The organism is Bacillus sp. R45 (assembly GCF_021729365.1).
Lineage (GTDB): Bacteria > Bacillota > Bacilli > Bacillales > Bacillaceae > Bacillus > Bacillus velezensis.
This window is the reverse complement of sequence record NZ_CP091421.1, coordinates 2,394,118-2,419,820: the sequence shown is the minus strand read 5'-3', so window position 1 is coordinate 2,419,820 and position 25,703 is coordinate 2,394,118. Positions and strand designations below refer to the sequence as shown.

27 protein-coding genes are annotated in these 25,703 nt (G+C 45.8%); 19 read left to right on the top strand and 8 right to left on the bottom strand.

Features of this window, described 5'->3' with window-relative positions:
* Positions 1-148: 148 nt before the first annotated feature.
* The 6 genes from brxB to L3V45_RS11680 all read left to right on the top strand — a co-directional run bounded on the left by brxB (position 149) and on the right by L3V45_RS11680 (position 4,664).
* The gene (brxB, locus tag L3V45_RS11705; RefSeq protein WP_003153223.1) at positions 149-586 is read left to right on the top strand and encodes a bacilliredoxin BrxB; all 438 of its coding nucleotides are present in this window, start codon (positions 149-151) and stop codon (positions 584-586) included.
* Between the two features lie 244 nt (positions 587-830).
* Positions 831-1,598 carry an arginine ABC transporter substrate-binding protein ArtP gene (locus L3V45_RS11700; protein WP_003153224.1) on the top strand — a complete coding sequence of 256 codons (768 nt, stop codon included), beginning with the start codon at positions 831-833 and terminating at the stop codon, positions 1,596-1,598.
* A 61-nt stretch (positions 1,599-1,659) separates the two neighbouring features.
* On the top strand, positions 1,660-2,319 hold the full coding sequence (locus L3V45_RS11695; RefSeq protein WP_003153227.1) for an arginine ABC transporter permease ArtQ: 660 nt from the start codon (positions 1,660-1,662) through the stop codon (positions 2,317-2,319).
* Positions 2,312-3,034, top strand: a complete 723-nt coding sequence (locus L3V45_RS11690; protein ID WP_014305373.1) for an arginine ABC transporter ATP-binding protein ArtM — start codon at positions 2,312-2,314, stop codon at positions 3,032-3,034. Before L3V45_RS11695 ends, L3V45_RS11690 begins: the two co-directional genes overlap by 8 nt.
* Positions 3,035-3,110: 76 nt before the next feature.
* Positions 3,111-4,064 (top strand): aromatic acid exporter family protein, encoded by a 954-nt coding sequence (locus tag L3V45_RS11685; protein ID WP_003153231.1) that lies wholly within the window; start codon positions 3,111-3,113, stop codon positions 4,062-4,064.
* Between the two features lie 69 nt (positions 4,065-4,133).
* Positions 4,134-4,664: a L,D-transpeptidase gene (locus tag L3V45_RS11680; protein ID WP_014305372.1), complete on the top strand. Its 531-nt coding sequence runs from the start codon at positions 4,134-4,136 to the stop codon at positions 4,662-4,664.
* 13 nt (positions 4,665-4,677) lie between these two features.
* Here L3V45_RS11680 and prli42 read toward each other — a convergent pair whose 3' ends face one another.
* Positions 4,678-4,773 (bottom strand): stressosome-associated protein Prli42, encoded by a 96-nt coding sequence (gene prli42, locus L3V45_RS11675; RefSeq protein ID WP_021734205.1) that lies wholly within the window; start codon positions 4,771-4,773, stop codon positions 4,678-4,680.
* 93 nt (positions 4,774-4,866) lie between these two features.
* On the opposite strand from prli42, the gene mce reads away from it, so the two are divergent.
* The 3 genes from mce to L3V45_RS11660 are packed head-to-tail and all read left to right on the top strand — an operon-like array spanning position 4,867 to position 7,937.
* Positions 4,867-5,295 (top strand): methylmalonyl-CoA epimerase, encoded by a 429-nt coding sequence (gene mce / locus L3V45_RS11670; RefSeq protein ID WP_003153235.1) that lies wholly within the window; start codon positions 4,867-4,869, stop codon positions 5,293-5,295.
* Positions 5,282-6,805 (top strand): acyl-CoA carboxylase subunit beta, encoded by a 1,524-nt coding sequence (locus tag L3V45_RS11665; protein WP_003153236.1) that lies wholly within the window; start codon positions 5,282-5,284, stop codon positions 6,803-6,805. Before mce ends, L3V45_RS11665 begins: the two co-directional genes overlap by 14 nt.
* A 16-nt stretch (positions 6,806-6,821) precedes the next feature.
* Complete coding sequence (locus L3V45_RS11660) at positions 6,822-7,937, top strand: M20/M25/M40 family metallo-hydrolase (protein ID WP_236837010.1); 1,116 nt, start codon at positions 6,822-6,824, stop codon at positions 7,935-7,937.
* A 113-nt stretch (positions 7,938-8,050) separates the two neighbouring features.
* Here the strand turns inward: L3V45_RS11660 and L3V45_RS11655 are convergent, their stop codons facing one another.
* Both L3V45_RS11655 and L3V45_RS11650 read right to left on the bottom strand, forming a co-directional pair.
* A complete protein-coding gene (locus tag L3V45_RS11655; protein WP_236837009.1) occupies positions 8,051-8,893 on the bottom strand; it encodes a membrane protein insertase YidC in 843 nt (280 codons plus the stop codon).
* Between the two features lie 32 nt (positions 8,894-8,925).
* Positions 8,926-9,207, bottom strand: a complete 282-nt coding sequence (locus L3V45_RS11650; RefSeq protein ID WP_003153239.1) for a hypothetical protein — start codon at positions 9,205-9,207, stop codon at positions 8,926-8,928.
* A 75-nt stretch (positions 9,208-9,282) separates the two neighbouring features.
* On the opposite strand from L3V45_RS11650, the gene L3V45_RS11645 reads away from it, so the two are divergent.
* The gene (locus tag L3V45_RS11645) at positions 9,283-10,527 is read left to right on the top strand and encodes a DNA polymerase IV (RefSeq protein WP_003153240.1); all 1,245 of its coding nucleotides are present in this window, start codon (positions 9,283-9,285) and stop codon (positions 10,525-10,527) included.
* A 108-nt stretch (positions 10,528-10,635) separates the two neighbouring features.
* Positions 10,636-12,045: an NADP-dependent phosphogluconate dehydrogenase gene (gene gndA, locus L3V45_RS11640; protein ID WP_003153241.1), complete on the top strand. Its 1,410-nt coding sequence runs from the start codon at positions 10,636-10,638 to the stop codon at positions 12,043-12,045.
* 90 nt (positions 12,046-12,135) lie between these two features.
* Here gndA and zwf read toward each other — a convergent pair whose 3' ends face one another.
* Positions 12,136-13,605 carry a glucose-6-phosphate dehydrogenase gene (zwf, locus tag L3V45_RS11635; protein ID WP_003153243.1) on the bottom strand — a complete coding sequence of 490 codons (1,470 nt, stop codon included), beginning with the start codon at positions 13,603-13,605 and terminating at the stop codon, positions 12,136-12,138.
* 208 nt (positions 13,606-13,813) lie between these two features.
* Here zwf and rnz point away from each other — a divergent pair, with 208 nt between their 5' ends.
* Both rnz and rpmG read left to right on the top strand, forming a co-directional pair.
* A complete protein-coding gene (gene rnz / locus L3V45_RS11630) occupies positions 13,814-14,740 on the top strand; it encodes a ribonuclease Z (protein WP_003153244.1) in 927 nt (308 codons plus the stop codon).
* Between the two features lie 78 nt (positions 14,741-14,818).
* A complete protein-coding gene (rpmG, locus tag L3V45_RS11625; RefSeq protein WP_003153246.1) occupies positions 14,819-14,968 on the top strand; it encodes a 50S ribosomal protein L33 in 150 nt (49 codons plus the stop codon).
* Between the two features lie 49 nt (positions 14,969-15,017).
* Here the strand turns inward: rpmG and L3V45_RS11620 are convergent, their stop codons facing one another.
* The 3 genes from L3V45_RS11620 to L3V45_RS11610 all read right to left on the bottom strand — a co-directional run bounded on the left by L3V45_RS11620 (position 15,018) and on the right by L3V45_RS11610 (position 17,384).
* Positions 15,018-15,791 carry an alpha/beta fold hydrolase gene (locus tag L3V45_RS11620; RefSeq protein WP_007408397.1) on the bottom strand — a complete coding sequence of 258 codons (774 nt, stop codon included), beginning with the start codon at positions 15,789-15,791 and terminating at the stop codon, positions 15,018-15,020.
* A gap of 113 nt (positions 15,792-15,904) precedes the next feature.
* Positions 15,905-16,921, bottom strand: coding sequence for an NADPH dehydrogenase NamA (gene namA / locus L3V45_RS11615; RefSeq protein WP_003153250.1), 1,017 nt, complete (start codon positions 16,919-16,921; stop codon positions 15,905-15,907).
* Positions 16,922-17,060: 139 nt separating this feature from the next.
* Positions 17,061-17,384: a GlpM family protein gene (locus tag L3V45_RS11610; RefSeq protein ID WP_236837008.1), complete on the bottom strand. Its 324-nt coding sequence runs from the start codon at positions 17,382-17,384 to the stop codon at positions 17,061-17,063.
* A gap of 138 nt (positions 17,385-17,522) precedes the next feature.
* Between L3V45_RS11610 and L3V45_RS11605 the strand changes: the two genes are divergently transcribed.
* Positions 17,523-18,401 carry a LysR family transcriptional regulator gene (locus L3V45_RS11605; protein WP_236837007.1) on the top strand — a complete coding sequence of 293 codons (879 nt, stop codon included), beginning with the start codon at positions 17,523-17,525 and terminating at the stop codon, positions 18,399-18,401.
* Positions 18,402-18,737: 336 nt separating this feature from the next.
* Here L3V45_RS11605 and loaP read toward each other — a convergent pair whose 3' ends face one another.
* Entirely contained in the window at positions 18,738-19,268 is a 531-nt protein-coding gene (gene loaP, locus L3V45_RS11600) for an antiterminator LoaP (RefSeq protein WP_003153257.1), read from the bottom strand.
* A gap of 733 nt (positions 19,269-20,001) precedes the next feature.
* On the opposite strand from loaP, the gene fabD reads away from it, so the two are divergent.
* The 5 genes from fabD to L3V45_RS11575 are packed head-to-tail and all read left to right on the top strand — an operon-like array spanning position 20,002 to position 25,690.
* Positions 20,002-22,260, top strand: a complete 2,259-nt coding sequence (fabD, locus tag L3V45_RS11595) for an ACP S-malonyltransferase (RefSeq protein WP_079004979.1) — start codon at positions 20,002-20,004, stop codon at positions 22,258-22,260.
* A gap of 39 nt (positions 22,261-22,299) precedes the next feature.
* Entirely contained in the window at positions 22,300-23,280 is a 981-nt protein-coding gene (locus tag L3V45_RS11590) for an LnmK family bifunctional acyltransferase/decarboxylase (protein ID WP_003153260.1), read from the top strand.
* Positions 23,281-23,304: 24 nt separating this feature from the next.
* Complete coding sequence (locus tag L3V45_RS11585) at positions 23,305-23,577, top strand: acyl carrier protein (protein ID WP_003153264.1); 273 nt, start codon at positions 23,305-23,307, stop codon at positions 23,575-23,577.
* Positions 23,574-24,938, top strand: coding sequence for a long-chain fatty acid--CoA ligase (locus L3V45_RS11580; protein ID WP_003153266.1), 1,365 nt, complete (start codon positions 23,574-23,576; stop codon positions 24,936-24,938). Before L3V45_RS11585 ends, L3V45_RS11580 begins: the two co-directional genes overlap by 4 nt.
* A gap of 14 nt (positions 24,939-24,952) precedes the next feature.
* On the top strand, positions 24,953-25,690 hold the full coding sequence (locus L3V45_RS11575; RefSeq protein WP_003153268.1) for an SDR family oxidoreductase: 738 nt from the start codon (positions 24,953-24,955) through the stop codon (positions 25,688-25,690).
* Positions 25,691-25,703 lie beyond the last annotated feature (13 nt).

The following is a 25,703-nucleotide window of genomic DNA, read 5'->3' as shown; positions in this document are numbered from 1 at the left end:
TAACAAGTTTCCCGTTTTTAAAAGGTCATAAACTTACATCGGGTACATAAAAGGAACAAAAAACAATTTGGATATGAGCGGTGTCATTTGCCGATAGTGAGGTTCCTTGCTATCATAAGAAGAGATGATCAAAAAGGAGAGGTCCCAGTTGAATATGGATTTTAATTTATTTATGAATGATGTCGTGCGTCAAGCCCGTCAGGAAATCACGGCCGCCGGGTATACAGAGCTGAAAACCGCTGAGGAAGTGGACGAGGCGCTTTCAAAAAAAGGAACCACACTCGTCATGGTCAACTCTGTGTGCGGATGCGCAGGCGGTATTGCACGGCCTGCCGCGTACCATTCCGTACATTACGATAAACGCCCGGATCAGCTTGTGACGGTATTTGCCGGACAGGATAAAGAAGCGACAGCCAAAGCGAGAGAATACTTTGAAGGCTATCCGCCGTCCTCTCCGTCATTTGCCATTTTAAAAGACGGGAAAATCATGAAAATGGTGGAACGCCATGAAATTGAAGGCCATGAGCCGATGGCCGTCGTCACAAAACTGCAGGAAGCATTTGAAGAATATTGTGAAGAAGTATAAGTGAAAGAAAAACCCCGGAGCCGAGCGCTTCCGGGGTTTTTTATATGGAATCTGTATAAATATAAATATTTATACACCGGCGTTCAGCTGTCACTAATCGGAAAAACAATGACTATAATAAACAGAGAAAGGAAAATATATTTTTCAAAAATAGTATTGCATCACAATTAAAAAGTGTTTAAAATACAAGTTAACGAATAAATATTCAATTTTAAGAGATCAGTAGATATGGGGGAAATGAATCATGAAGAAATGGCTGTTGGTATTAGCTGCCGCATGTATCACCTTTGCGCTGTCCGCCTGCGGATCAGGCAATTCAGGCTCAGAGGGCGGAAAGAACAAGCTGATTATGGGTACATCGGCTGACTATAAACCATTTGAATATAAAGACGGCGATCAGATCACCGGGTTTGACGTTGATCTGGCAAAAGCTCTGGGCAAAAAGACCGGCTATGACGTTGAGGTGCAGGACATGGACTTCAACAGCCTGATTACAGCCTTGAAGTCCAAGCAGGTAGATATGATTTTATCTGGAATGACACCTACGCCGGAACGGAAAAAGCAAGTTGATTTTTCTGATATTTATTATACTGCTAACAATATGATCGTTACGAAAAAGGGAAGCAGCATTAAATCCCTGAATGATCTGAAAGGAAAAACCGTCGGTGTTCAGCTCGGCTCCATTCAAGAGGAAAAAGGCAAGAAGCTCGCTTCGAAATACGGTTTTCAGCTCGAAGACCGCAACCGGATCTCAGACTTAACGGAAGAGATTAAATCCGGGCGTTTTGATGCCGCGATTATCGAAGACATCGTAGCACAAGGCTATTTCAGTTCAAATAACGATCTGCAGGGCTTTGCGTCAGCAGATGCGAAATCAGACGAATCGGGCTCCGCGATTGCGTTCCGCAAAGACAGTGATCTGACAGCGAAGTTTAACAAAGCGCTGAAAGAAATGGAGAAAAACGGAGAAATCGAAAAACTGAAGAAAAAATGGTTCACCAACGAGAAATAAAAGAAAGCTCAACTTTTCGTTGAGCTTTTTATCTTGAATAAAGACAAAGGAGATCACACGTATGAATTTGGATTTCTCAGCGACAATCCCCCAAATTCCTTTTATATTGGAAGGCCTTGCGGTCACATTAAAAATTGTGCTCGTTTCAGCGGTCATCGGTCTTGTATTAGGAATCGTGCTAAGCTTATTTAAAATCAGCACGATCAGTCCGCTGAAATGGATTGCGGATTTTTATACTTCGATATTCCGCGGCACGCCGCTCGTGCTGCAGCTGATGATCATCTATTTCGGTATGCCGCAGCTTCTCGGCTTTCAGATCGATCAATTTTGGGCGGCGGTCACCGCATTATCGCTCAATTCAGCCGCTTACGTCTCTGAAATTATCAGAGCGGGAATCAACGCAATTGACAAAGGACAAAAAGAGGCTGCCGTCGCTCTCGGCGTGCCGTACGGAAAAATGATGAAAGATCTGCTGCTGCCGCAGGCGTTTAAAAACATTTCTCCGGCTATTATTAACGAATTAATCACCTTGACGAAAGAATCGGCAATCGTCACGGTAATCGGTCTCGGCGATATTATGAGACGGGCCTACCAGTCCGGCGCCGCAACATACAACTATTTAGAACCTCTTATTGTGGCGGGCTTAATCTATTACGTGCTCGTTTTGATCTTAGCATTCATCGGAAAAGGCGTAGAAAGGAAGCTGAAAGCCAATGATTAAGGTCGACAACCTGTCAAAATCATTCGGGAAACATGAAGTACTGAAAAACATTTCAACACAGATCGAAGAAGGGGAAGTCGTCGCCGTCATCGGCCCTTCCGGTTCCGGCAAATCAACGTTTCTGCGCTGCTTAAATCTGCTGGAAACCCCGAGCGGCGGAACGATTGCCATTAAAGAAAACGAAATCACCGCAGCTAAAACGAATAAACTGAAAGTGCGGGAAAATATCGGCATGGTATTTCAGCATTTTCATCTGTTTCCTCATAAAACGGTGCTTGAAAATATCACATACGCGCCGGTCAGCGTGAAGAAAGAGTCTAAAAAGGATGCGGAGGAAAAGGCGTGCGCTCTTCTTGAAAAAGTCGGGCTGCTTGACAAACGGAACGACTATCCGAACCGTTTGTCAGGCGGACAGAAGCAGCGGGTCGCCATCGCGCGGGCGCTTGCCATGAATCCTGACATCATGCTGTTTGATGAACCGACCTCGGCTCTTGACCCGGAAATGGTCAAAGAAGTTCTTGAGGTGATGAAAGAGCTCGCGCAGACGGGCATGACAATGGTGATCGTAACGCACGAAATGGGATTTGCCAAAGAAGTCGCAGACCGCGTATTATTTATGGATGAAGGGACGATCGTGGAAGACGGTCAGCCGGAAGAATTTTTTCTTTCTCCGAAGTCAAAAAGAGCACAGGACTTTTTAGAAAAAATATTATAAAATATAACTGTGAGAAAAGAAGAAGAATGCTCTTCTTCTTTTTTTTGAGAAAGAAACAAACAGAATGGAGCAAGCAATGTTTAAAATCGGTTACCGGACACTAAAGACCGCACTTGGAACGGCGCTGGCCATTTATTTAGCCCAGCTGTTGCATCTGCAAAACTTCGCATCCGCAGGAATCATCACCATATTGTGCATCCAGATTACACAAAAGCGGTCGCTTCAGGCCTCGTGGGCCCGATTTGCCGCCTGTTTATTGGCGATCGTCTTTTCATATGTCTTTTTCGGACTGATCGGCTATTATCCGTTTGCGATCGGAATATTGCTGGTGCTGTTCATTCCGACTACAGTCGTTTTAAAAATAAATGAAGGGATCGTCACCAGCTCAGTAATCATTCTTCATTTATATATGTCCGGCGGCATTACGATGGCGTTTATCTGGAATGAGTTCCAGCTGATCACCGTAGGTATCGGCGTCGCGCTGTTAATGAATCTGTATATGCCGAGCCTCGACAGAAAACTCGCAGCGTACAGGAAAAAAATCGAGGACAACTTTTCCGTCATCTTCGCCGAAATCGAACGGTATTTGTTAACTGGTGAGCAAGATTGGACGGGGAAGGAAATACCGGAGACGCATCAGATGATTCAAGAGGCGAAAAACCTCGCCTATCGGGACGTGCAGAATCATATTTTGCGCCATGAAAATCTCTACTATCATTATTTTAAGATGAGGCAGAAACAATTTGAAATCATTGAACGGCTGCTGCCGAAGATTACCTCTATTTCAATAACGGTGGAGCAGGGAAAAATAATCGCCCATTTCATCCATGAATTAAGGGAAGCCATTCATCCCGGCAATACCGCTCATAAATTTTTAAAAAGACTTGCAGAAATGAGAACGGAATTTGAAGAAATGCCGCTCCCGGCAACGCGTGAGGAGTTTGAAGCGCGGGCGGCTTTGTTCCACCTCCTCGGTGAGATGGAACAATATCTCGTGATTAAAAGTTATTTCAAAGGCATCAAGCTGTAAAAAACATATGGATCAATCGCATGAGTCCTCCTTTCATTGGTCATTCTAATGAAAAAAGGAGGGGAGCCCATGCGATTTTTTTTATTGTCAGCCGTCCTGCTGCTGTCTCCGCTTTGGCCGCTTGGCGCGAACCCTTTGCCGGGTGACCCTTATATTATCGTCAATAAAGCCACAAATGCGCTTGCTGTTGTAAAGGATAACCGAATAGAAGGCATTTATCAGGTGGCGACGGGAAAAACGGATGATTTGACGCCTGAAGGAGAATTTACGGTAACGGTCAAAGCCGTCAATCCGTATTACCGGAAGAAAAATGTAGAGGGAGGCGCGCCGGAAAACCCGCTCGGCGTCCGCTGGATCGGTTTTGATGCGAAAGGCACCGACGGCAGAATATACGGCATTCACGGAACAAACAGAGAAGAGCTGATCGGGGGGTTTGTATCAAACGGCTGCATCCGTATGAAAAACCGGGATGTCATCCGTATTTTCCGGATTATCCCTCCCGGAACGAAAGTATTGATTACAAAAGAAAACCGCTCATTCGAGGACATTGCAATAGAGCGGAAAGCCCTCATAAAAAAGCAGGAAACCCCCTTGCAATGAGGCGCCTGCTTTTTTACTGCAAATACATCATAATGCCTGAGAGGAGGGTTGAAAGTATAAATACGCCCAAAATGACGATGACGGCGCTTTTCATAAATTTTTGAGACATTGTTTCACTCCTTAAGATTACTGTCTACCATTTTAACGTGTTTTGCTTATATGAACAAGCCATATCCTATGGGGGAAAGCAGGTGGCCGCGCTATGAAAAAACTTGATCATGTCGGCATTGCCGTCAGCTCTATTGAAGCCGCGAGAGGATTTTACGAACGGATGCTCGGGCTTACGTATATGGGAGACGAGCTGGTAAACGGCCAAAATGTGAGAGTTGCTTTTTTAGAAGCGGGAGGCACAAAGCTTGAGCTGATTGAGCCGCTGTCGGACGCGTCTCCCGTCAGCTCTTTTTTACAGAAAAGAGGCGAAGGGCTGCATCATTTGGCATTCCGCTGCGCCGATATGAAGGAAACGATCAAGGAGCTTGAATCATGCCGCATGACCTTGCTTCATCATGAACCGCAAAACGGAGCGGGCGGGAAGAAGATCGCATTTCTCTCTCCAAAAGAGGCGAACGGCGTCCTGATTGAGCTTTGTGAAACAATTGAAAAAGGAGAAACTCAAGATGAACATGAGTGATCATATCAGACACTTAAACGAAAGACGTTCCTTTTTAACAAACGGCGGCGGAGCGGAAAAAAATAAAAAACAGCACAAAAAAGGCAAGCTGACGGCAAGAGAAAGAATTGACTATCTATTGGACGAAGACAGTTTTTCAGAGCTGCAGCCGTTTGCCAAAAGCCGCACGCCCGGGTGCCAGAATGCTCCGGGAGACGGCGTTGTTACCGGATACGGCACAATTGACGGACGGCCCGTGTATTTGTTTGCCCATGACTTTACCGTACTCGGCGGGACGCTCGGCGAGACGCATGCGGAAAAAATCGCGGCGGTAATGGATCTGGCGGCGAAAAACAAAAACCCGATCATCGGGCTGAACGACTCAGGTGGTGCGAGAATTCAAGAGGGTGTGGTATCATTAAATGGATACGGTCATATCTTTAGGCGCAACGTCCTTTACTCGGGAGTGATTCCGCAAATTTCTGTCATTCTTGGGCCGTGTGCCGGCGGTGCGGTTTATTCACCCGCTTTGACGGATTTTGTGATTATGGCGGAACATACGTCGCACATGTTTATTACAGGCCCGAAAGTCATTGAACAGGTGACGGGTGAACAGATTGACGCGGAAAGTTTAGGCGGTGCGGGAATACATAATGTGATAAGCGGAAATGCCCACTATTCCGCACGAACGGAAAAAGAGGCACTTTCGGCTGTGAAAACCCTGCTTTCTTATCTCCCGCACGGCGGACAGACGGCGCTACCCGTTAAAAAGGAAGACGCCAGACCGTTATTAAACACCCTCGTTCCCGCGGACAGTTCGAAACCTTACGATGTGTTACAGGTAATAAAAGAGCTGGCGGATGACGGAACGTTTTTTGACATTCAGCCGTATTTTGCCAAAAACATTGCTGTCGGTTTTCTGAAACTCGGACGGCGTACAGTCGGTGTTGTCGCAAACCAGCCGAAACACTTGGCGGGGAGCCTCACGATTGATGCCGCTGACAAAGCGTCGAGATTCATCCGTTTTTGCGACGCGTTTCATATTCCGCTATTGACGATCGCTGATGTTCCGGGATTTCTTCCGGGCCTTCAGCAGGAACATGCAGGAATCATCCGTCACGGAGCAAAATTGCTGTATGCTTTTGCCGAAGCGGCGGTGCCGAAAGTGACGCTCATCATCAGAAAAGCTTACGGAGGCGCCTATGTCGCCATGAATTCGAAAGGGCTCGGAGCAGATCTTGTATTCGCCTGGCCCAATGCGGAAATCGCCGTGATGGGAGCGGAAGGCGCGGCGTCGATTTTATACAGCAGAGACATACAGGCTTCTGGGGACCCGGAGAAAACGAAGCGCGAAAAAAAAGCCATATACGAAAAGGAAAACGCCGGTCCGTATAAAGCGGCTGCCTGCGGTATGGTGGATGATATCATCCGGCCGGAAGACTCGAGGAAAAAATTGATTCAGGCATTTGACATGCTTGCGCATAAGGAAGAGGAAAGACCGAAAAAAAAGCACGGTAATATACCGCTTTAAACGGAGGGAACTGAAAATGGTAAACGAAAAACGTCTGCTTGAAGAATTTCTTGAACTCGTTCAAATTGATTCAGAGACAAAACATGAAGCGGAAATCAGCAAGGTGCTCAAACAAAAATTCACTGATTTAGGATTGAGCATAAAAGAAGATGATACAAAAGAAGTGACGGGGCATGGAGCCGGCAACTTAATCTGTACGTTAAAGGGCACAAAAGATGCGGATACGATTTATTTTACATCCCACATGGACACGGTTGTTCCGGGCAAAGGCGTTAAGCCGATTGTGGAAGACGGCTATGTAAAATCCGACGGCACGACGATTCTCGGCGCTGATGATAAGACGGGTCTTGCCGCAATGTTTGAAGCCATTAAAGTGCTGAAAGAACAAAACATCGAGCACGGCACCATTGAATTCATTATCACGGCCGGAGAAGAATCGGGATTAGTCGGGGCAAAAGCAATGGATCGTTCAGACATTACCGCGAAATACGGTTTTGCGCTTGATTCAGACGGAAAAGTCGGCAACATTATTGTAGCCGCGCCGACACAAGCGAAAGTGAGAGCAACCATTTTCGGGAAAACGGCTCATGCGGGAGTAGAACCGGAAAAAGGCATCTCCGCGATTACAATCGCATCAAAAGCAATCTCTAAAATGCCGCTCGGCCGTATTGATAAAGAAACAACGGCTAATATCGGCCGTTTCGAAGGCGGCACGCAAACCAATATCGTCTGCGACCAGGTTGATATTCTGGCTGAAGCGCGTTCATTAGTGCCTGAAAAAATGGAAGCGCAAGTGCAGAAAATGAAAGAAGCTTTCGAATCTGCTGCAGCTGAGATGGGAGGCCGCGCGGAAGTGGACATCGCGGTCATGTATCCGGGTTTCAAATATCAGGACGGCGATCAGGTTGTGGAAGTCGCGAAAAAAGCGGCGGCAAAAATCGGCCGTCCGAGCGAACTTCAGACAAGCGGCGGCGGAAGTGACGCAAACGTCATTGCCGGCCACGGCATTCCGACAGTCAACCTGTCAGTAGGCTATGAACAAATCCATACGAAAAATGAAAAAATGCCGATTGAAGAGCTCGTCAAAACGGCAGAAATGGTCGTTGCCATTATCGAAACAGCGGCCAACTAAAAACGAAGCACCCAGTTGATTGGGTGCTTTTTTCATTCTTCATGATATTAGGCTTAAAGCTTTGCAGATACAAGAAAAAACCCTGCCGGATAGGTTCCGGCAGGGTTTCAGTATTATGATTTGGCGGGCTCCGCCTGAGCCGCAGCCTGTTTCTTTTTATGATGCGTCTGCTGTAAAAGTACGTTCTGCACTGTCAAAAACAGTCCGCTTGTAAACCAGTAAAGCGGCAGCGCAGCCGGTACGTTAAGCGAAAAAACGGTCATCATGACAGGGAAAATAAAGACCATGATTTTTGCTGACTGCATCGCGGCCGGATTTTGAGCAGCCGGTGAATATTTCTCGTTTAATTTTTGGGAAATATAAGCCTGTAAGAAATACATGGCCCCCGCGCACAGTGATACAAGAATATCAGAATGCCCTAAGCTGAACCACAGAAATGAGTGTGAAGCAATTTCCGGCGTTGAGCGGATGGCGTAATAAAAACCGATCAAAATCGGGAATTGCACCAGCATCGGAAGACATCCCATTGCCATCGGATTCAGATTGTGCTCACGGTAAAGCTTCATCATTTCCATTTGCAGTTCTTTTTGTTTTTCCGCATCTTTCGTTTGTTTCATTTTAGCCTGAATGCTGTCGACCTGCGGTTTGATCACAGCCATTTTTTCCTGGAACACCCGCTGTTTCTTAAATTGGTTCACAAACAAAGGCAATACAACGATCCGGACGATAATCGTCACCAGAATAATCGACAGTCCGTACTCACCGTGGAACAGGCCCGCCACCCCTTTTAAAAGTGCCGAAAACGGCTCGATCAGGTAATCGTGGAAAAAACCGATATTCCCGAGGCCTCCCGTCTGAGTCTGAGTCTGAGATGTCGCCGCAAAAGCCGAGCGGCCTGTGCACAGTACGATAAAAAATAATCCCAATACGATCCACTTTTGATATGTTTTAGACAATTATGTTTCCTCCTTTATATCTTCACTTGCCGTTATAAAAGGAGGAAGCTGACATCTTCATCATCATTCGCCGGTGAATTCATGCGGATGACTTTACGTATCCAAGTTGTAATGCGATGATATATAATAATAAGAAAGTCTGTTCGGTTCAGCTGAACGACTGCTTGATGTTCATCTATTCGTTTCGTTCTCCAATGCTCGCCTGCGCGGCGCTCACGCAAAAGAAAAGCGATGCCGATCGCGGTCAGAGCGGGAAGAATAATTGTGAAAAAATCGACTAAAAATAAAAAGTCATTCATTGACTCAAGAATCATTTTATCACATCCATTCAGCTCTTATTTTACTACATATATATAAGGTTGTCTATGAAAGGAAAGGAGGCGCCGGGAGTGGCCGGAAAAGGGAGAATTATATTTCATATCGATATGAACAGTTTTTATGCCTCCGTAGAAATGGCGTATGATCCGTCTTTAAGAGGAAAACCTATCGCCGTTGCCGGAAACGTGAAGGAACGGAAAGGAATCATCGTCACCTGCAGCTACGAAGCGAGAGCGCGGGGCGTAAAGACCACCATGCCGGTGTGGCGGGCAAAACGCCTCTGTCCGGAACTCATCGTCGTGCCTCCGAATTTTGACCGCTATCGGAGTTCGTCAAAAGAAATGTTCAGCATTCTGAGGGAGTATACGGATTTAGTCGAGCCTGTTTCTATTGATGAAGGATACATGGATATTACGGACACACCGCACAGACACAGGGCGTATGAGACAGCCGCAGACATTCAGGCGAGACTGCAAAAAGAGCTTTTGCTCCCGTCAAGCATCGGCATCGCCCCGAATAAATTTCTCGCTAAAATGGCGTCTGACATGAAAAAACCGCTCGGCATCACCATTTTAAGAAAAAGAGAGCTGCCGGACGTCTTATGGCCTCTTCCGATAGAAGAGATGCACGGTATAGGAACGAAAACTGCGGAAAAAATAAAAACGCTCGGCATCAAAACGATCGGTGATTTGGCAAAAGGAGATGAACATGCGCTGAAAACGCTTCTCGGCATAAACGGCCCGAGGCTGAAGGATAAAGCGAACGGCATCCATCCTGCAGAAGTCAATCCCGAGCGGATTTATGAATTTAAAAGCGTCGGCAACTCATCCACCCTGTCGCATGATTCGGCTGACTGGGATGAATTAACGGGCGTGTTTGACCGGCTTGCGCTGTCTGTGAGCGAACGGCTCCAGCGTAAGGAGGTCATGGCCTGCCGGCTGTTCATCATGATTCGGTATGCGGATTGGAAAACGGTCACAAGAAGCATGACCCTCAGCAATCCGGCTGATCAGAAAAAAGACATCATGGAAGCGGCGATGGAACTGTTTGACAAGCACTGGAACCAAAACCCGGTAAGGCTTCTCGGCATCACCGGGACGGAACTGGTTGAAAAACAGCAGGCGTATAAACAGCTTGATCTGTTTTCATTCAAGGAGGACGCAAAGGATGAGCCGATTTTTCAGATGATGAACGAGCTGAATGAAAAGTACGGCCAAAACCTGATCAGAAAAGGCGCCGTTATAAAAAAAGAAGAAAGCAAAACAAGGGGCACGAGCTTTAACAGAGACTTTTTTCAGGATGAAAAGAAAAGGTGAATAACTTGAAAAAAGGGGTTATGTATGATAATTTCTTTAGTATAAATATCATTTTATTTTAATTTAAATTTTAAAATGGTTAAACGTTTGAAGAAGGGACGTTAGAATATGTCAAAACAACAAATCGGAGTTATCGGTCTTGCGGTAATGGGTAAAAATCTGGCTCTTAACATCGAAAGCCGGGGATTTTCTGTGTCTGTATACAACAGATCAAGCAGCAAAACGGAAGAGTTTTTAGAAGAGGCAAAAGGTAAAAATGTTGTCGGTACATACAGCATTGAGGAGTTTGTCCAGTCTCTTGAAACACCCCGTAAAATTTTATTAATGGTTAAAGCGGGAACTGCAACGGATGCGACGATTCAATCTCTTCTTCCTCATCTGGAAAAAGACGATATTTTGATTGACGGCGGAAATACATACTATAAAGATACACAGCGCCGGAACAAAGAGCTTGCCGAAAGCGGCATTCACTTTATCGGAACGGGTGTATCAGGCGGTGAAGAGGGAGCGCTGAAAGGGCCTTCTATTATGCCGGGCGGCCAAAAGGAAGCGCACGAACTCGTAAAACCGATTTTAGAAGCCATTTCTGCTAAAGTGGACGGGGAAGCTTGTACGACATACATCGGCCCGGACGGAGCGGGACACTATGTGAAAATGGTGCACAACGGTATCGAATACGGTGATATGCAGCTGATCTCTGAGTCATATTTCATTTTGAAACAGGTGCTCGGATTGTCTGCCGAAGAGCTTCACGAAGTATTCGCTGAGTGGAACAAAGGAGAGCTTGACAGCTATCTGATCGAAATCACGGCTGATATTTTCACTAAAAAAGATGAAGAAACGGGCAAACCGCTAGTTGACGTCATCCTTGATAAAGCAGGCCAAAAAGGAACGGGTAAATGGACAAGCCAAAGCGCTCTTGACTTAGGCGTGCCGCTTCCGATTATCACTGAATCTGTTTTTGCGCGTTTCATTTCCGCAATGAAAGAAGAGCGTGTGAAAGCAAGCGGCCTTCTGTCCGGACCAGACGTTAAGCCGGTCACTGAAAATAAAGAAGAGCTGATTGAAGCGGTCAGAAAAGCGCTCTTCATGAGTAAAATCTGTTCTTACGCACAAGGCTTCGCTCAAATGAAAGCCGCGTCTGAAGAATATAACTGGGATCTGAAATACGGTGAAATCGCGATGATCTTCCGCGGCGGCTGTATCATCCGCGCGGCGTTCCTGCAAAAGATCAAAGACGCATATGACCGTGAACCGGAGCTTGACAACCTGCTGTTAGACAGCTACTTCAAAAACATTGCAGAAAGCTACCAAGGCGCTCTTCGCCAAGTGATTTCACTTGCCGTAGCCCAAGGCGTGCCGGTACCTTCGTTCTCAAGCGCACTTGCATATTACGACAGCTACCGTACGGCAGTGCTTCCTGCAAACTTGATTCAAGCGCAGCGTGATTACTTCGGCGCGCATACGTATGAACGCACAGATAAAGAAGGCATTTTCCATACTGAATGGATGAAGTAATGAAGAAGCCCCCGCATTGATTGCGGGGGCTTTTCTGATATTAAAAACCGCGGGCCGTCATGAACGGCGCCGCGGTTTTTAAATTTTTTCTTATATATTCCACCAGTGGAGACCGTCTTTTTCAAGAAGATCGTCCGAAGCTTTCGGTCCCATTGACCCTGCTTCATAATTCGGAGAAAGGGTTTTGTCGGCTGCCCACGTTTCGGAAATCGCATCGACGAAATTCCAGGAAAGCGCCACTTCGTCCCAATGGGCAAAGTTTGTCGCATCACCGAGCAGACAGTCATGGATTAATTTTTCATAGGCTTCCGGTGTGTTCATTTCATCACTGCAGTTGCTGCAGTAGTCCAGCTTAATCGGCTGAGCATGAGCGGCTCCGCCTAATTTTTTAGCGTTCAGATATAGTGTGATGCCTTCATCCGGCTGAATATGGATGACAAGCAGGTTCGGATTTACATTCGTTTCATTGCCGTAATAAAGGTTCATCGGAATGTCTTTAAATTGAACGACGATTTTCGTTGATTTTTCTTTCATCCGTTTCCCTGTGCGGATATAAAACGGAACGCCGGCCCAGCGGAAGTTATCGATTAACAGCTTTCCGGACACGAATGTTTCCGTATTGGAATCCGGTGCTACATTATGCTCATCTGTATAGCTTGGTACAGAGTTTCCGTCAATCGTTCCCGCTTGGTATTGTCCGCGGACGAAGTAGTCACTCACTTCGTTTGGAGCGACAGGGCGGAGAGCTCTCAGCACCTTCACTTTTTCGCTGCGGATTTCTTCCGTGTTCAGTTTAATCGGCGGTTCCATCGCCAAGAGAGCGACCATTTGCAAAATATGGTTTTGGACCATATCACGGAGTGCGCCTGATTTTTCATAATATCTCGCGCGGTCTTCAACGCCGAGATCCTCACTTGACGTAATCTGGATGTTTGAGATGTAGCGGTTATTCCACAGCGGCTCAAACAGCGCATTCGCAAACCGGATGACTTCGATATTTTGAACCATTTGTTTGCCTAAGTAATGGTCGATCCGGTAAATTTGATCTTCCGTGAAAGCTTCGCGTATTTCTTTGTTAAGCTCTTTCGCACTCGGCAGGTCATGGCCGAACGGTTTTTCAATGACGAGACGGGACCAGCCATTTGTCGCTGTGACACCTTCGTTTTTAAGTGATTTTGCGATCGTGCCGAAAAACTCAGGAGCCATCGCCAAGTAAAACATTCTGTTGTTCGGGATTTCATATGTATGTTCAAGCTGATCAAGCAGGACATTCAGCTCCTGATAGGAACCCGGATTCGTTACATCAAACGGATGGTAATAAAAATGAGATGTGAAATCGTCTATGTCTTTTTGCCCGGCAGAAGAAACAGACGTTTTAACCGTTTCCCGGAGGTCCTCGTTTGACCAAGGTCTTCTTCCAACACCTACAACTGCAAACTCTTCACCAATTTGACCATTTTTATATAAACGGTGAATGGATGGGTAAAGTTTTCGTTTTGCCAAATCCCCTGTGGCACCAAATATTACAATTACTGCTTTTGGTTTGTCGTTTGTTTTCACTTAGAGTACCTCACTTTATCTGAAGCATGGTTTAAAACCCCGCATATTTCCTTCATTTTAAATCTAAAATTCATTGAAAGCAAACATTTCAGCCTGTTTTTTGCGGTTTGCGGAAAAAAATTAATCAGGCCGGAGAAGGCCCGGGTGAATTCACATTTTCAGTCTGATCCTGTATCCTTAGTAGTACAAAGATCTAGGAGGAAGCATTGTGGAATTATTATTTTTAGGGACGGGGGCCGGCATGCCGGCAAAGACGAGAAACGTAACGTCCGTCGCGCTGAAGCTTCTTGAAGAAAGGCGTTCCGTATGGCTGTTTGATTGCGGAGAAGCCACTCAGCATCAGATATTACATACAACAATCAAACCGAGGAAAATAGAAAAGATTTTCATCACCCACCTTCATGGCGACCATGTTTACGGTCTTCCGGGTCTGTTGGGGAGCCGTTCATTTCAGGGCGGTGAAGAAGAGCTGACGATTTACGGGCCAAAAGGCATTAAAGCCTTTATCGAAACAAGCCTGAACGTGACGGCGACTCATCTGACGTATCCTCTTACCGTACATGAAATCGAAGAGGGGACGGTTTTTGAAGATGAGCACTTCATTGTTACCGCAGCATCCGTCATTCACGGTGTGGAAGCGTTCGGCTACCGGGTTCAGGAAAAGGATATTCCCGGCGCATTGCAGGCCGGCAGATTGAAAGAAATGAATATCCCGCCCGGACCCGTCTATCAGAAACTCAAAAAAGGCGAAACGGTCACACTTGACGATGGCAGAATCATTAACGGGCGGGATTTTCTGGAATCCCCGAAAAAAGGGAGAATCGTCGCTTTTTCCGGGGATACGAGGGCATCAGAGCGGGTAACGGAGCTTGCGCGCAATGCGGATGTGCTTGTTCATGAAGCGACGTTTGCCAAGGAAGATGCAAAGCTCGCACATAATTATTATCACGCGACGACAGAACAGGCTGCGCAAACGGCAAAAAAAGCAGGCGCCAAACAGCTGATCTTAACTCATATCAGCGCAAGGTATCAGGGTGAATCGCCGATAGAGCGTCTCGAACATGAGGCGAAAGCGGTATTTGAAAACAGTAAGATCGCATTTGACTTCATGGAGGTCACTGTGGAGCGGTCTTAAAAAATAGACGCTTGACATTTTTTTCTGATGAGATATAATAAAACGTAATAATTACGATTTGTATAAGGGGTGAAAATGATGCGTGTGAATGTTACATTGGCCTGTACAGAGACAGGGGACAGAAATTATATCACGACGAAGAACAAACGGACGAATCCGGACCGGTTAGAAATGAAAAAGTATTCACCCCGGTTGAAAAAGTATACTTTGCATCGTGAGACCAAATAGATCACGATAACAAAAGCCATTGTGCCGTTGCACAATGGCTTTTGTTTTATCAGTTTACCGCCTGATAGGCAGGAGCATTCATTTGCTGGCGCACCGCGCACCAAACATCATAAATGGCAAGGTGGACGATGTGCGGTTCATCGTGATGAATGGCATGAGAACTGTTTTTGGCCTGAATCCATCCGCTTTGATAAGAGACATCAAGCATGCTTCTGTGCAGTTTCACCCATTGTTCATGAGCGTGCTTTAAGCGCTCATCCCGCTCTCCCGATGATAAAATCAACAGCGGCATATCGCCGAAGTGAATCTGCTGATGCTTGATCTGCCTAAGGCTCGTTAAAAATTCCGCGTGTGATCCTTCCAATTTGAACTGTTTCAAATAGGCGGCCTTCATTTCTTCGGGAAGAAGCGGAAGCACTTTCGTCTCCTGATCCTCAGAAACCGGATCAAGCAGCACCATCCCGAGAATATCCCGGCGGTTCCGGCTCGCCCAAAGTCTGCTGATAATCGTGCCGTATGAATGCGAGACGACAAGGTAAGGAGGCTTGACGCCGGCCTTCAGAAGAAGAGCGTTTAATTCCTGTACCATATGGTCCGCCGTTCTCTTGTTTCGGCTTCGTCCGCTTTTGCCGATTCCGGCTCTGTCATATGTGAAAACCCCAAATTCTTCATCTATGTCAGCGAGTAATGATGTCCATGTTTCAGAAGAAGTGCCGTAGCCGGCTTCAAAGACGATCGTCACTTCGCCGGCACCTTTACGGTGTTTCGTATAAAACGGACACCCGTCAATCAGATATGTCCTTTCCATCCATGCTGCTTTCATTGGAGTCATCTCCTCTAATTGGTTCTATAGGGAAGACGGAGAAGCTTCGGCAATCGTTTCTCGAAAAATAAAAAAAGAGACAGCCGGATCGAAAAACTCCGGCTGTCATTTCATCACCATGCTCTGTCGTATTGGACCGGTGACGGTATTTCAGTATTCAGCTGCTTCGCTGCACTCCTTGCAAAGTGCGGATCGCGGAGAAGTTCTCTCGCGACAAAAATAAGGTCAGCGCGGTTGTTTTGCAGAATTTCTTCGGCCATTGTTCCCGTCGTTATCAAACCGACGGCGCCTGTTGCAATTTCGGCCTGTTCACGGATTTTCTCCGCGAAGCTCACTTGGTAGCCGGGGAAGACGTTAATATCAGCTTGAACGAGTGCGCCTGAGCTGCAATCAATGAGGTCGACTCCCTGTTCTTTCATCCACTTCGCAAAACCGATATGATCCGCAATGTCCAGCCCTTTGTCTGTATAATCCGATGCAGAAATACGGACAAATAACGGGCCGTCCCAGACTTCCTTGACGGCTTCAATGGTCTCGCCTAAGAAGCGGTAGCGATTTTCATGTGAGCCTCCGTATTCGTCTGTACGGTGATTGGACAGAGGGGACAAAAATTCGTGCATTAAGTAGCCGTGTGCGGCATGAAGTTCAATGATGTCAAAGCCGGCTTCTTTCGCGCGCGCCGCTGCCTGTTTGAATTCCTGAATGGTTTCTTTAATTTGTTCTGTCGTCATTTCAGCCGGTGTTTTGGACTGCTCATCGAACGGAATGGCTGACGGAGCGTAAATGTCTCCCTCAAGCTCAGCTTTACGTCCGGCGTGCGCAAGCTGAATGCCGATTTTAGATCCTTGCGCTTTCACTTGTTCCGTCAGTTTGGCAAAACCTTCGATATGATCATCGCTCCAGATGCCCAAATCCTGATCGGAAATGCGCCCCTGAGGATTAACGGCTGTCGCTTCCACGATAATCAGGCCGACCTGTCCGATTGCACGCGATATGTAGTGCGCCATATGAAAAGGCTGCAGTTTTCCGTCCTTCTCATGTGAGGAATACATACACATCGGTGCCATAACAATACGGTTTTTGATCGTTACATCTTTAACGGTCCATGGTGTGAATAATTTTCTCGCCATTTATTTCGCCTCCCGGAATGTTTTTAGACATTGATTATAACAACTCATGATCATTCAGTCATATAAACTGCTCACAACTGAACAGATCGTTCTTATTGTTCTGGACGGGCATTTTTTTATACACAGCGTGGCCGTATCTTCATAACAGGCATTTACAGCCGATCATATAGCAAATATAGATGAGAAACGCACCGATGACTGCGTGGCCTCCTTTGATCCAGTTTGTCAGGATGAAAATACTGCTGATGAAGATCACTGCGCCGAAGGCACCGAATATTCCGTTTTTTTGAGCGGCTCTGAAATCGTCGGGGCTCATATTTTTCAGCTGCAAGTGAATATTCAGTAACGACATGATCGGCAGCAATGTGATAACGCCTGATAAAAATAAGTATTTCGACTTGCTTAAATACGCGGTGGCCACCATAACGGTGCCGCCGATAAAAAATTGAATGAGAAAACTCATGCTGAAACGCTCACCTTCTGTTTGTTATCAAGTATAATGATGGAGACATTGCCATTTTATTTTTGATTGATGTATAAGTAAACTAAATATAACTAATGCATTGGATAATAAAGAATGATATCTGGGAGATGAAGCCGATTGGATTTAAAGAAGCATTTAGCCTTTATTAAAACGGTAGAAAGCGGCAGCCTGACCCAAGCCGCTGCCATATTGAATTACACACAGCCGAACATCAGCCAAATGATCAGTAAATTAGAGGAAGAGTACGGTTTTCCGCTTTTGATCAGACAGCGGCATGGAGTGAGGCCCACCGCAAATGGCTTGAAAGTGTTACATATTATGAAGGAAATTCAAAAAAACTATGAAAAACTGTCTCAAACCGTTGATAATATTAATGGGTTAGAAAGAGGGGAAGTCCGGCTCGGCACTGTTACGAGCGTGGCGGTAAAATGGCTGCCGAAAATTTTGAGGGAATTTAATGAGCTGTATCCTTCTATTAAGGTGCATTTATTTGATGGAAATTCTACTGAGCTGGAACAATGGCTGAAAGATGACCGGATTGATGCGGCGATTGGGACATCCCACAGCGAGAAGTGGCATTTTTACCCGTTGGCCGAGGACCCGATTGTAGCGGTGATGAGCCCGCAGCATGAATTGACGCAATATGAAACGGTTCCGTTACATGTCATGGAGTCCGTCAAATGTATCGTGCCTTATCCGGAGACACATTTTGATGTGCTGAAAGTGTTAAAGGAAGAAAAGATCACTCCGCGGGTTGCTTATCAAATCAGAGGGGATGAAGCGATTATTGCAATGGTGCGGAATAATCTGGGGATCAGCATCTTGCCGCAGCTTTTGGTGAATGATGGTGATGTGCTCATCAAACGGTTCGACCGGTATGTCTCCAGGCAGCTCGGCATTTTGACAGCTCGTGCAAAGGAGACGCAGACACCTTCTGTCCAGAAACTGATTCAATGCATACAAGAATGGGTTGCGGTCCATCAGGCTTCTGCCTGAAGAAGCCTGATATGCGTTTAAGCCGGTTCAGGATAATAGACCAGCAATAAATATGTCATCGGTTCCGAGGAATGAAAATAACTGTGCGGCATCGCCCGAAGTCAGCACATGCTTTTCGTCATGAAGCTCAACCGTCAATTCACCGCTCTTGATTAAAATGATTCCCCTAAATGTGATTTTGTCTCATAGGCGCAGCCCGGCTTCAGGTCAACTATGCCTTGAAAACAAAAATTTGACCGTGACGATGGTGAGCGGGGTTATTTTGATGTCGGGCTTTCGTCTGTTTATATAAAAAGGGCATCAACGGCACATGCTGTTGATGCTTTTTTTGAAATGCTAGGGTTTGGAGAGCACTTCAATTCCGACGTTGACCATTTTGTCCAGCCCCATAAAAGACAGGCAGATTTTGGCGCGTCTTTTTCTTTTATCGATTTTTTTAATAATGCCTTCCATTCCTTTAAGAGGCCCTGAGGCAACGGTTACTTTTGAATTTTCAATATAGACTTTTGAATAATCTACAGTGTCTCCTTCTCCGATCAGCCTGATAATAGGGAGGATTTCTTCATCCTTAATTGTCGTGAAATAGGTTTTGCGCTCTTTGGAATAATATGCTCCGTTATTCACGATTCTGCATGAAATGGGGAGTTCTTTGATTTTATGAAATGTCCGCTCTGTCATCTTTGTTTTAAACAGAACATATCCCGGAAACATCTTTTTGAGTGCCTCGTATTTAATTCCGGCTTTTCGTTCTGTGACTTTTTTCTTGGGTATGATTGAGTAGAGAGCCTGCTCATCAAACTGCAGACGCAGAAATTTTTGAACTGCTTCTTCTTTTCCCGACTCTACAAAAAGTGCGTACCATTTCATGACTGGATCCTCCTTAGAATAATAAGAAATTATTATACAAAGAAAGTATTTAATGGATAGTATTTAAAGTGATTAAAAATTTTTCTAATTCGTCTTTTTTTTACATAATATATGAAAATGAAAAATAAGTATAGACCCAATTGACAGAGAGGCGATGAATTTTCTTTGACATGAAAAGGGTTCAGGGAATTATCTGACATTTATCCCGAAACAATTATGCCGACTGTCCACCGAATATAAAACTGTGGAATAAATGTCAGAAAATAACGAAATAAAGCCTTGACATTATTATCTATAAATTGATATTATTCTCTTTAAATAGCAACTATTTGTTAAATTTATTAAATTAAAGTAAAGCACCTATTAAATTTCAATCGCTGTTTCGGCACGTTGAAGAGGAAATAGGGATTATAAAAATGATTGCAGTGTATATATCTACATATACATGATAAGGGAGAAGTGTGCCGTCATGGCTGTTTTCGGGCATATTGGCACTGCAGCTTGTCATGCGAAACATTCAGTAAACAAGCAAGATGTTTTAATATAAATTATGTTAGAAAAGGAAAACACAATGCGTTTGCGATTTTTAAACCTGTGCTGAATCGCAAACGCGTTTGTGTTTTTATTTTTATGGCGGTGTTTATACCAGTCAATATATGAAATAAGAGACGTTTTTGTATGGAGAACCACATGTGATGTACAAAATTGGCGATGGGGAAAGGATGAGGATAAGATGCTTACGTTTGTGTTCCCGGGGCAGGGTTCTCAATTTAAAGGAATGGGAGCCGGGCTGTTTGATGAATTTCAAGATCTGACACGTCAGGCTGATGACATATTAGGCTACTCTATAGAAGAATTGTGCCTGGAGGATCCGAATCATCAGCTGGGGAAAACGCAATTTACCCAGCCGGCGTTATATACGGTAAGTGCACTCAGTTATTTAAAGAAGATTAAAGAGTCCGGCAGAGAGCCCGATTACGCCGCAGGGCACAGTTTAGGAGAATATAATGCGTTATTTGCGGCCGGCTGCTTTGATTTTAAGACCGGTTTGCAGCTTGTGAAAAAAAGAGGGGAGCTCATGAGCAAGGCAGCTCCCGGAGGCATGGCGGCGGTTTTGGGGTTTACGGCTGAACAAGTAAAAGAGGTTCTATCCGATTATCATCTGACCGGCATTGATATCGCTAACCACAATTCACCTTCGCAAATTGTGATCGCCGGAACGAAACAAGACATTCAAAAAGCGGGCCCCGCCTTTGAAAAAGCCGGCGTGAGAATGTATCTTCCTTTAAATGTGAGCGGCGCCTTCCATTCCCGCTATATGAAAGATGCTGAAAAAGAGTTCGCGGATTATTTAGAAGAAACGGCGTTTTTGCCTCTTCGTTTTCCGGTGATCTCAAATCTTCATGCCGCACCTTATAAGAATGATGAAATCAAAACAAATCTGACTTTGCAAATGACCAATCAGGTAAAGTGGACGGACACGATACGCCGTCTGATAGGACTTGAAAATAATGAAATTGCAGAAGTCGGGCCCGGGGAAGTGCTGACAAAACTGACGAGGCAGATTAAAAAAGATGCCGTCCCATTACCTATGCCGAAAGAAGAGTCTGATACTGCTGATGTTAAAGCATCGGCAGCTGATTCCCAAAAAACGGCGGGAATGAGATTAGGGAACGAAGATTTTAAAAAAGATTATAACATCCAATATGCTTACATGACGGGCTCCATGTACAGGGGAATTGCTTCGGAACAGATGGTCATTAAAGCGGCAAAAGCGGGAATGCTGGGCTTTTTCGGAACGGGCGGATTGAGTATCGAACGGATCGGACAGGCCATCGGAACCATCCGGTCTGCACTGCGGCAAGGGGAAACATTCGGAATGAATCTTCTTCATCATATGATGTCACCTGACAAGGAAGTCAGAATGATAGATTTATATTTAAAAAACGGCATTCACCTTATTGAAGCATCGGCATTTATGGGCATAACCCCGGCTCTCGTGATATACAGGGCAAAGGGATTAAGCAGAAATCATGACGGGTCGGTGTCAGTCCAAAACAGAATCATCGCGAAAGTATCCCGGCCTGAAGTCGCTGAGGCCTTTCTGAATCCGGCTCCGGCTCATGTGCTGGAAAGACTTGTGTCTGACAATCGGCTGACAGCCGGGGAAGCGGCGCTTGCAAAAGAAATTCCGATGGCTGATGACATTTGCGTTGAAGCGGATTCAGGAGGGCATACCGACCAAGGGATTCCGTATACATTAATGCCTGCCATGATCAGACTCAGAGACCGCATGATGGAGAAGCACGGTTATGCGAAAAAAGTAAGAATCGGCGCAGCGGGCGGCATCGGCACTCCGGAAGCGGCTGCTGCCGCGTTTCTGCTCGGCGCCGAATTTATCGGAACCGGTTCTATTAATCAATGCACGGTCGAAGCCGGGACAAGTGATTCAGTGAAAGATCTGCTTCAGGAAGCGAACGTGCAGGATACGTCATACGCTCCCGCGGGAGATATGTTTGAAGCGGGAGCAAGGGTGCAGGTGCTGAAAAAAGGCCTGTTTTTCCCGGCAAGAGCCAATAAACTCTTTGACTTGTACAGACAATACAATTCTTTAGATGAAATAGATGAAAAAACGAAAACATTAATTGAAGATAAGTATTTCCAGCGCAGTTTTGAGGAAGTGTATGAGCAGTTGAAACGTGATAAATCTCCTGAACAGATCGCCAAAGCCGAACAGAATCCGAAACACAAAATGGCGATGGTATTTAAATGGTATTTTTCCCATACGACGAGGCTCGCTCTGGAAGGAAAAAGCGAAAGTAAAATAGATTACCAAATTCATTGCGGCCCTGCGCTCGGCGCGTTTAATCAATGGGTGAAAGGAACCCCTCTTGAAAATTGGAGAAACAGGCATGTCGACTTGATCGGCAAACAGCTCATGGAAGAAACAGCCGGCCTTCTTGCGCAAAGGCTGGTATCGATTACAGGCTGAGTATGACCAGACATTACATTTTTTCTGCGGAGGACTACCATGCTGATTGAAAATCATGAATTAACGATGAGCCATGTCGGATTAGGGAATTTGAATGAGTACGCGCTGCTGCTGTTATTCGGCAATGCACACAGTCACCATTTAACGGACGGAACGGGATTCCGGCCTGATCAGATGGCCGATCACCAAGGGCTGATTTTGTATCCGGCTTATTTTATGACACATCTCAAAGTTCCTTCAGATAAGCCTCTTGATCAGTACCGATTATGGGACGAGGTTTCCGTCGGAGTCGATATCTCCCGGTTTGGAGAAACCATATTAGAATCTGATTATTTGTTCGGGCCGAAAGGAGCGGTCAGCTCTGATAAAAGCGAGTGGGACCGGGGACGGTTTCCTTCTATGAAAGCCAATAGTTTAATTGTCGTTGACGTCACACAAACAGAAGGTTCGACGCGCAAAGTCTCAGCGCCGAAGGCTGAATGTATTGCGGAACTTTCTAAGCTAGCCAAGCCGCCTTACGCGCTGATGCGGTCAAAGAAAGTCAGAACGGACGCTTTCGGTATGAAGCCGGGAAACCTCAAAACAGCGGACCCCGTTTCATATCGGGTTCCTGTTGATCAGGATGCTGCGCCGGGGCATGCCATGGTGTTTGCGAAATTCAGCAAGATAATGGATGCGGCGGAATTTGAATGGATGACGCGCCGGTCGAAGCCGGGTTTTCCGGTTTCAATCGCGCGGCATTTATTTTTGCTTGAAAGAGAGACGTATTATTACGGAAATTGTTTTGCAGATGAAGAGCTTGATATTTATATGACGGGACACATTGAAGAATGCGATCCCGACTTTCACGGTGAGTCCCTCGGTATGATCTCAGTGGCGAAAATCAGCTATCAGATTGAAGTCTATATGAAAAGGAATCATACATTGCTGGCCATTTCCAAGGTGGATAAGCTGCTGGCGGTGCCGACCTCTTCACAAGATCATATTCCGGATTATAAACGGGTCATCAGAAGTTTATAAAATGAAGAATGGAGCTGAAAGCAAATGGAACAAACCAAGGAAATGAAGCAGATCATCGCTCAAATTATTCAGGATATTCAAGAACAGCAGTCATATCGGGCCGTCGAAGCGGGAGATGATGTGAGAGTCATAGAGGATCTGGGCTTCTCATCACTGGATATCGCTCAATTAGTCGCACAGATGGAGATGGAAACCGGAGTGGATCCTTTTTCCCAAGGAGAAACGATTTCCAGCATTACAACCGTCGGCAGCATTTGTGATATTTATCAAAAATACATGGACAGTGCTCAATCATGAAAACAGAAAGCAGGGGAGATATCAGCTGGGTGACTGATAAGCTTAGGGAAACGCAGGACAGTGAGTTTCTCATTTTTAAAGGGCAGACTTTTACGTATGATGATTTGCTGACACGAATCAGCTTTTTTCAGAAAGAACTTGAACAAAACGGAATACGTGAAGGAGAATGTGTGGCGCTTATCGGGGATTATTCCCCGAACGCCATTTTTTTGCTGATGGCGCTTTTGTTAAACCGAAATATCGTTGTCCCTCTCAGCAATGAATCAAGGGAAAAGCATCTCGATATGTTTGAAGACGCGAAAGTGAATCAAATCATTGAAATAAATGAAAATGACAGCTGGACGCTTCGTGAAGGTTCTGAAAGCGCCTCTCACCCTCTGCTTGATGACCTGCGCGAGAAAGGGGAGTCAGGCATTATTATTTTCACATCGGGAACCTCCGGCAAAAGCAAAGCATCCGTGTTAAGCGCCGGCCGGCTGCTTGAAAAATACAAAACGGCGAAGAGAAAACCGCTGCGTACGCTCATTTTTCTGAAATTGGATCATATAGGCGGCATTAATACGCTGTTTGCGATTCTGTTTAACGGGGGAACGATCGTCACATCAGACAGCAGAACGCCGGAGTCCGTTTATCAGGCGGTCGACAAATATGCTGTCCAAGTGCTCCCCGCCACCCCTACTTTTTTAAACATGCTGCTGATGTCCAAGGCGGATGCCGGCTATAACCTGTCTTCACTCCAGCTGATCACTTACGGCACAGAACCGATGCCCCAATCAACGCTGCGCGGCATTCACCGGCTGTTTCCGGATGTACGGCTGAAACAAACATACGGATTAACTGAACTGGGTATATTCTCAACGAAATCAAAAGACAGCCAATCCACTTGGATGAAAGTAGGCGGTGCCGGAACAGAGACCAAAATTACCGGAGGCACGCTTTGGGTCCGTTCTGAGTCGGCGATGCTCGGCTATTTAAACGCACCCTCACCTTTCGATGAAGACGGCTGGTACGACACCGGTGACCAGGTGGAAACAGACGGCGAATATATAAGAATTCTCGGAAGAAAGAGTGAAATCATTAATGTGGGCGGAGAGAAAGTGTTTCCGGCAGAGGTGGAAAGCGTCTTTCTGGAGATACCGAATGTCCGGGATGTTCTCATAACGGGCCGAAAAAATCCGATTACGGGCGAGATTGTCGCGGCAGAGGCCGTACTTGAAAAAGAGGAAGATATCAAATCTTTCAGAAAGCGGGCCGTAGCTCATTGCAGACAGAAGCTGCAGCCATATCAGATACCGCAGATCATCTCTGTTACAGATCGGAAACTGTCTAATGACCGATTTAAAAAAATAAGAAACGTGTAAAACAGGAGGCAAATATGAATAACGGAAAAGTAGCGGTCGTCAGCGGAGGTAGCCGGGGGCTCGGAAAAGCGATTGTACAGGCGCTTTTGGATGAGAATTACAAAGTAGCCGCTTTCAGCCGCAGTGAATCTGATTTTATTAACACATTGAGAGAGAGTGAAAAGTACCGTGACCGCTTTTATTGGGAAGCGGCGGATGCGGCGGATGATGCCGCCATGAAACAGTTTGTTCTTCAAGTATACCGCAAGTTTTCCAGAATAGACGGCTTGGTCAATAACGCCGGTTTGAACCTTGATCAGCTGCTGCCCCTGACCAATGATGAAGACATTGACCGCATCCTCAATCTGAATATCGGTTCAGTCATCAAGCTGACCCGAAACGTTTCCCGGGTCATGCTGAAACAAAATTCCGGATCAATCGTTAACATAAGCTCCATTATCGGTTCAAGAGGATTTAAAGGCACTTCAGTCTACAGCGCATCCAAAGCGGCTCTTGACGGCTTGACGCGAAGCCTGGCCAGGGAGCTCGGGTCCAAAGGAATCCGTGTCAATTCACTTGCGCCCGGTTTTGTGGACACCGATATGACGAAAAATATGCCGGAAAAACAAAAATCGCAGATTATCAGAAGGACGCCGATGGGGCGTTTAGGCGAAACAGACGATATGACCGGACTCGTTCGTTTTCTGCTTTCTCCTGAATCGTCCTTTATGACCGGACAGACAATGGCAATAGACGGCGGATTAACTTGTTAAAGCACAGAAAAAT

Excerpts from the sequence above, each read along its gene's own strand:
- L3V45_RS11660 (WP_236837010.1), top strand. The coding sequence starts at position 6,822 with ATGGTAAACGAAAAACGTCTGCTTGAAGAATTTCTTGAACTCGTTCAA.
- L3V45_RS11590 (WP_003153260.1), top strand. The coding sequence starts at position 22,300 with ATGCTGATTGAAAATCATGAATTAACGATGAGCCATGTCGGATTAGGG.
- L3V45_RS11610 (WP_236837008.1), bottom strand. The coding sequence starts at position 17,384 with ATGAGTTTTCTCATTCAATTTTTTATCGGCGGCACCGTTATGGTGGCC.
- L3V45_RS11620 (WP_007408397.1), bottom strand. The coding sequence starts at position 15,791 with ATGAAAGCAGCATGGATGGAAAGGACATATCTGATTGACGGGTGTCCG.
- L3V45_RS11690 (WP_014305373.1), top strand. The coding sequence starts at position 2,312 with ATGATTAAGGTCGACAACCTGTCAAAATCATTCGGGAAACATGAAGTA.
- L3V45_RS11580 (WP_003153266.1), top strand. The coding sequence starts at position 23,574 with ATGAAAACAGAAAGCAGGGGAGATATCAGCTGGGTGACTGATAAGCTT.
- L3V45_RS11665 (WP_003153236.1), top strand. The coding sequence starts at position 5,282 with ATGAACATGAGTGATCATATCAGACACTTAAACGAAAGACGTTCCTTT.
- L3V45_RS11585 (WP_003153264.1), top strand. The coding sequence starts at position 23,305 with ATGGAACAAACCAAGGAAATGAAGCAGATCATCGCTCAAATTATTCAG.
- L3V45_RS11575 (WP_003153268.1), top strand. The coding sequence starts at position 24,953 with ATGAATAACGGAAAAGTAGCGGTCGTCAGCGGAGGTAGCCGGGGGCTC.
- L3V45_RS11685 (WP_003153231.1), top strand. The coding sequence starts at position 3,111 with ATGTTTAAAATCGGTTACCGGACACTAAAGACCGCACTTGGAACGGCG.
- L3V45_RS11680 (WP_014305372.1), top strand. The coding sequence starts at position 4,134 with ATGCGATTTTTTTTATTGTCAGCCGTCCTGCTGCTGTCTCCGCTTTGG.
- fabD (WP_079004979.1), top strand. The coding sequence starts at position 20,002 with ATGCTTACGTTTGTGTTCCCGGGGCAGGGTTCTCAATTTAAAGGAATG.
- L3V45_RS11700 (WP_003153224.1), top strand. The coding sequence starts at position 831 with ATGAAGAAATGGCTGTTGGTATTAGCTGCCGCATGTATCACCTTTGCG.
- namA (WP_003153250.1), bottom strand. The coding sequence starts at position 16,921 with ATGGCGAGAAAATTATTCACACCATGGACCGTTAAAGATGTAACGATC.
- prli42 (WP_021734205.1), bottom strand. The coding sequence starts at position 4,773 with ATGTCTCAAAAATTTATGAAAAGCGCCGTCATCGTCATTTTGGGCGTA.
- loaP (WP_003153257.1), bottom strand. The coding sequence starts at position 19,268 with ATGAAATGGTACGCACTTTTTGTAGAGTCGGGAAAAGAAGAAGCAGTT.
- mce (WP_003153235.1), top strand. The coding sequence starts at position 4,867 with ATGAAAAAACTTGATCATGTCGGCATTGCCGTCAGCTCTATTGAAGCC.
- L3V45_RS11650 (WP_003153239.1), bottom strand. The coding sequence starts at position 9,207 with ATGATTCTTGAGTCAATGAATGACTTTTTATTTTTAGTCGATTTTTTC.
- L3V45_RS11695 (WP_003153227.1), top strand. The coding sequence starts at position 1,660 with ATGAATTTGGATTTCTCAGCGACAATCCCCCAAATTCCTTTTATATTG.
- rpmG (WP_003153246.1), top strand. The coding sequence starts at position 14,819 with ATGCGTGTGAATGTTACATTGGCCTGTACAGAGACAGGGGACAGAAAT.
- gndA (WP_003153241.1), top strand. The coding sequence starts at position 10,636 with ATGTCAAAACAACAAATCGGAGTTATCGGTCTTGCGGTAATGGGTAAA.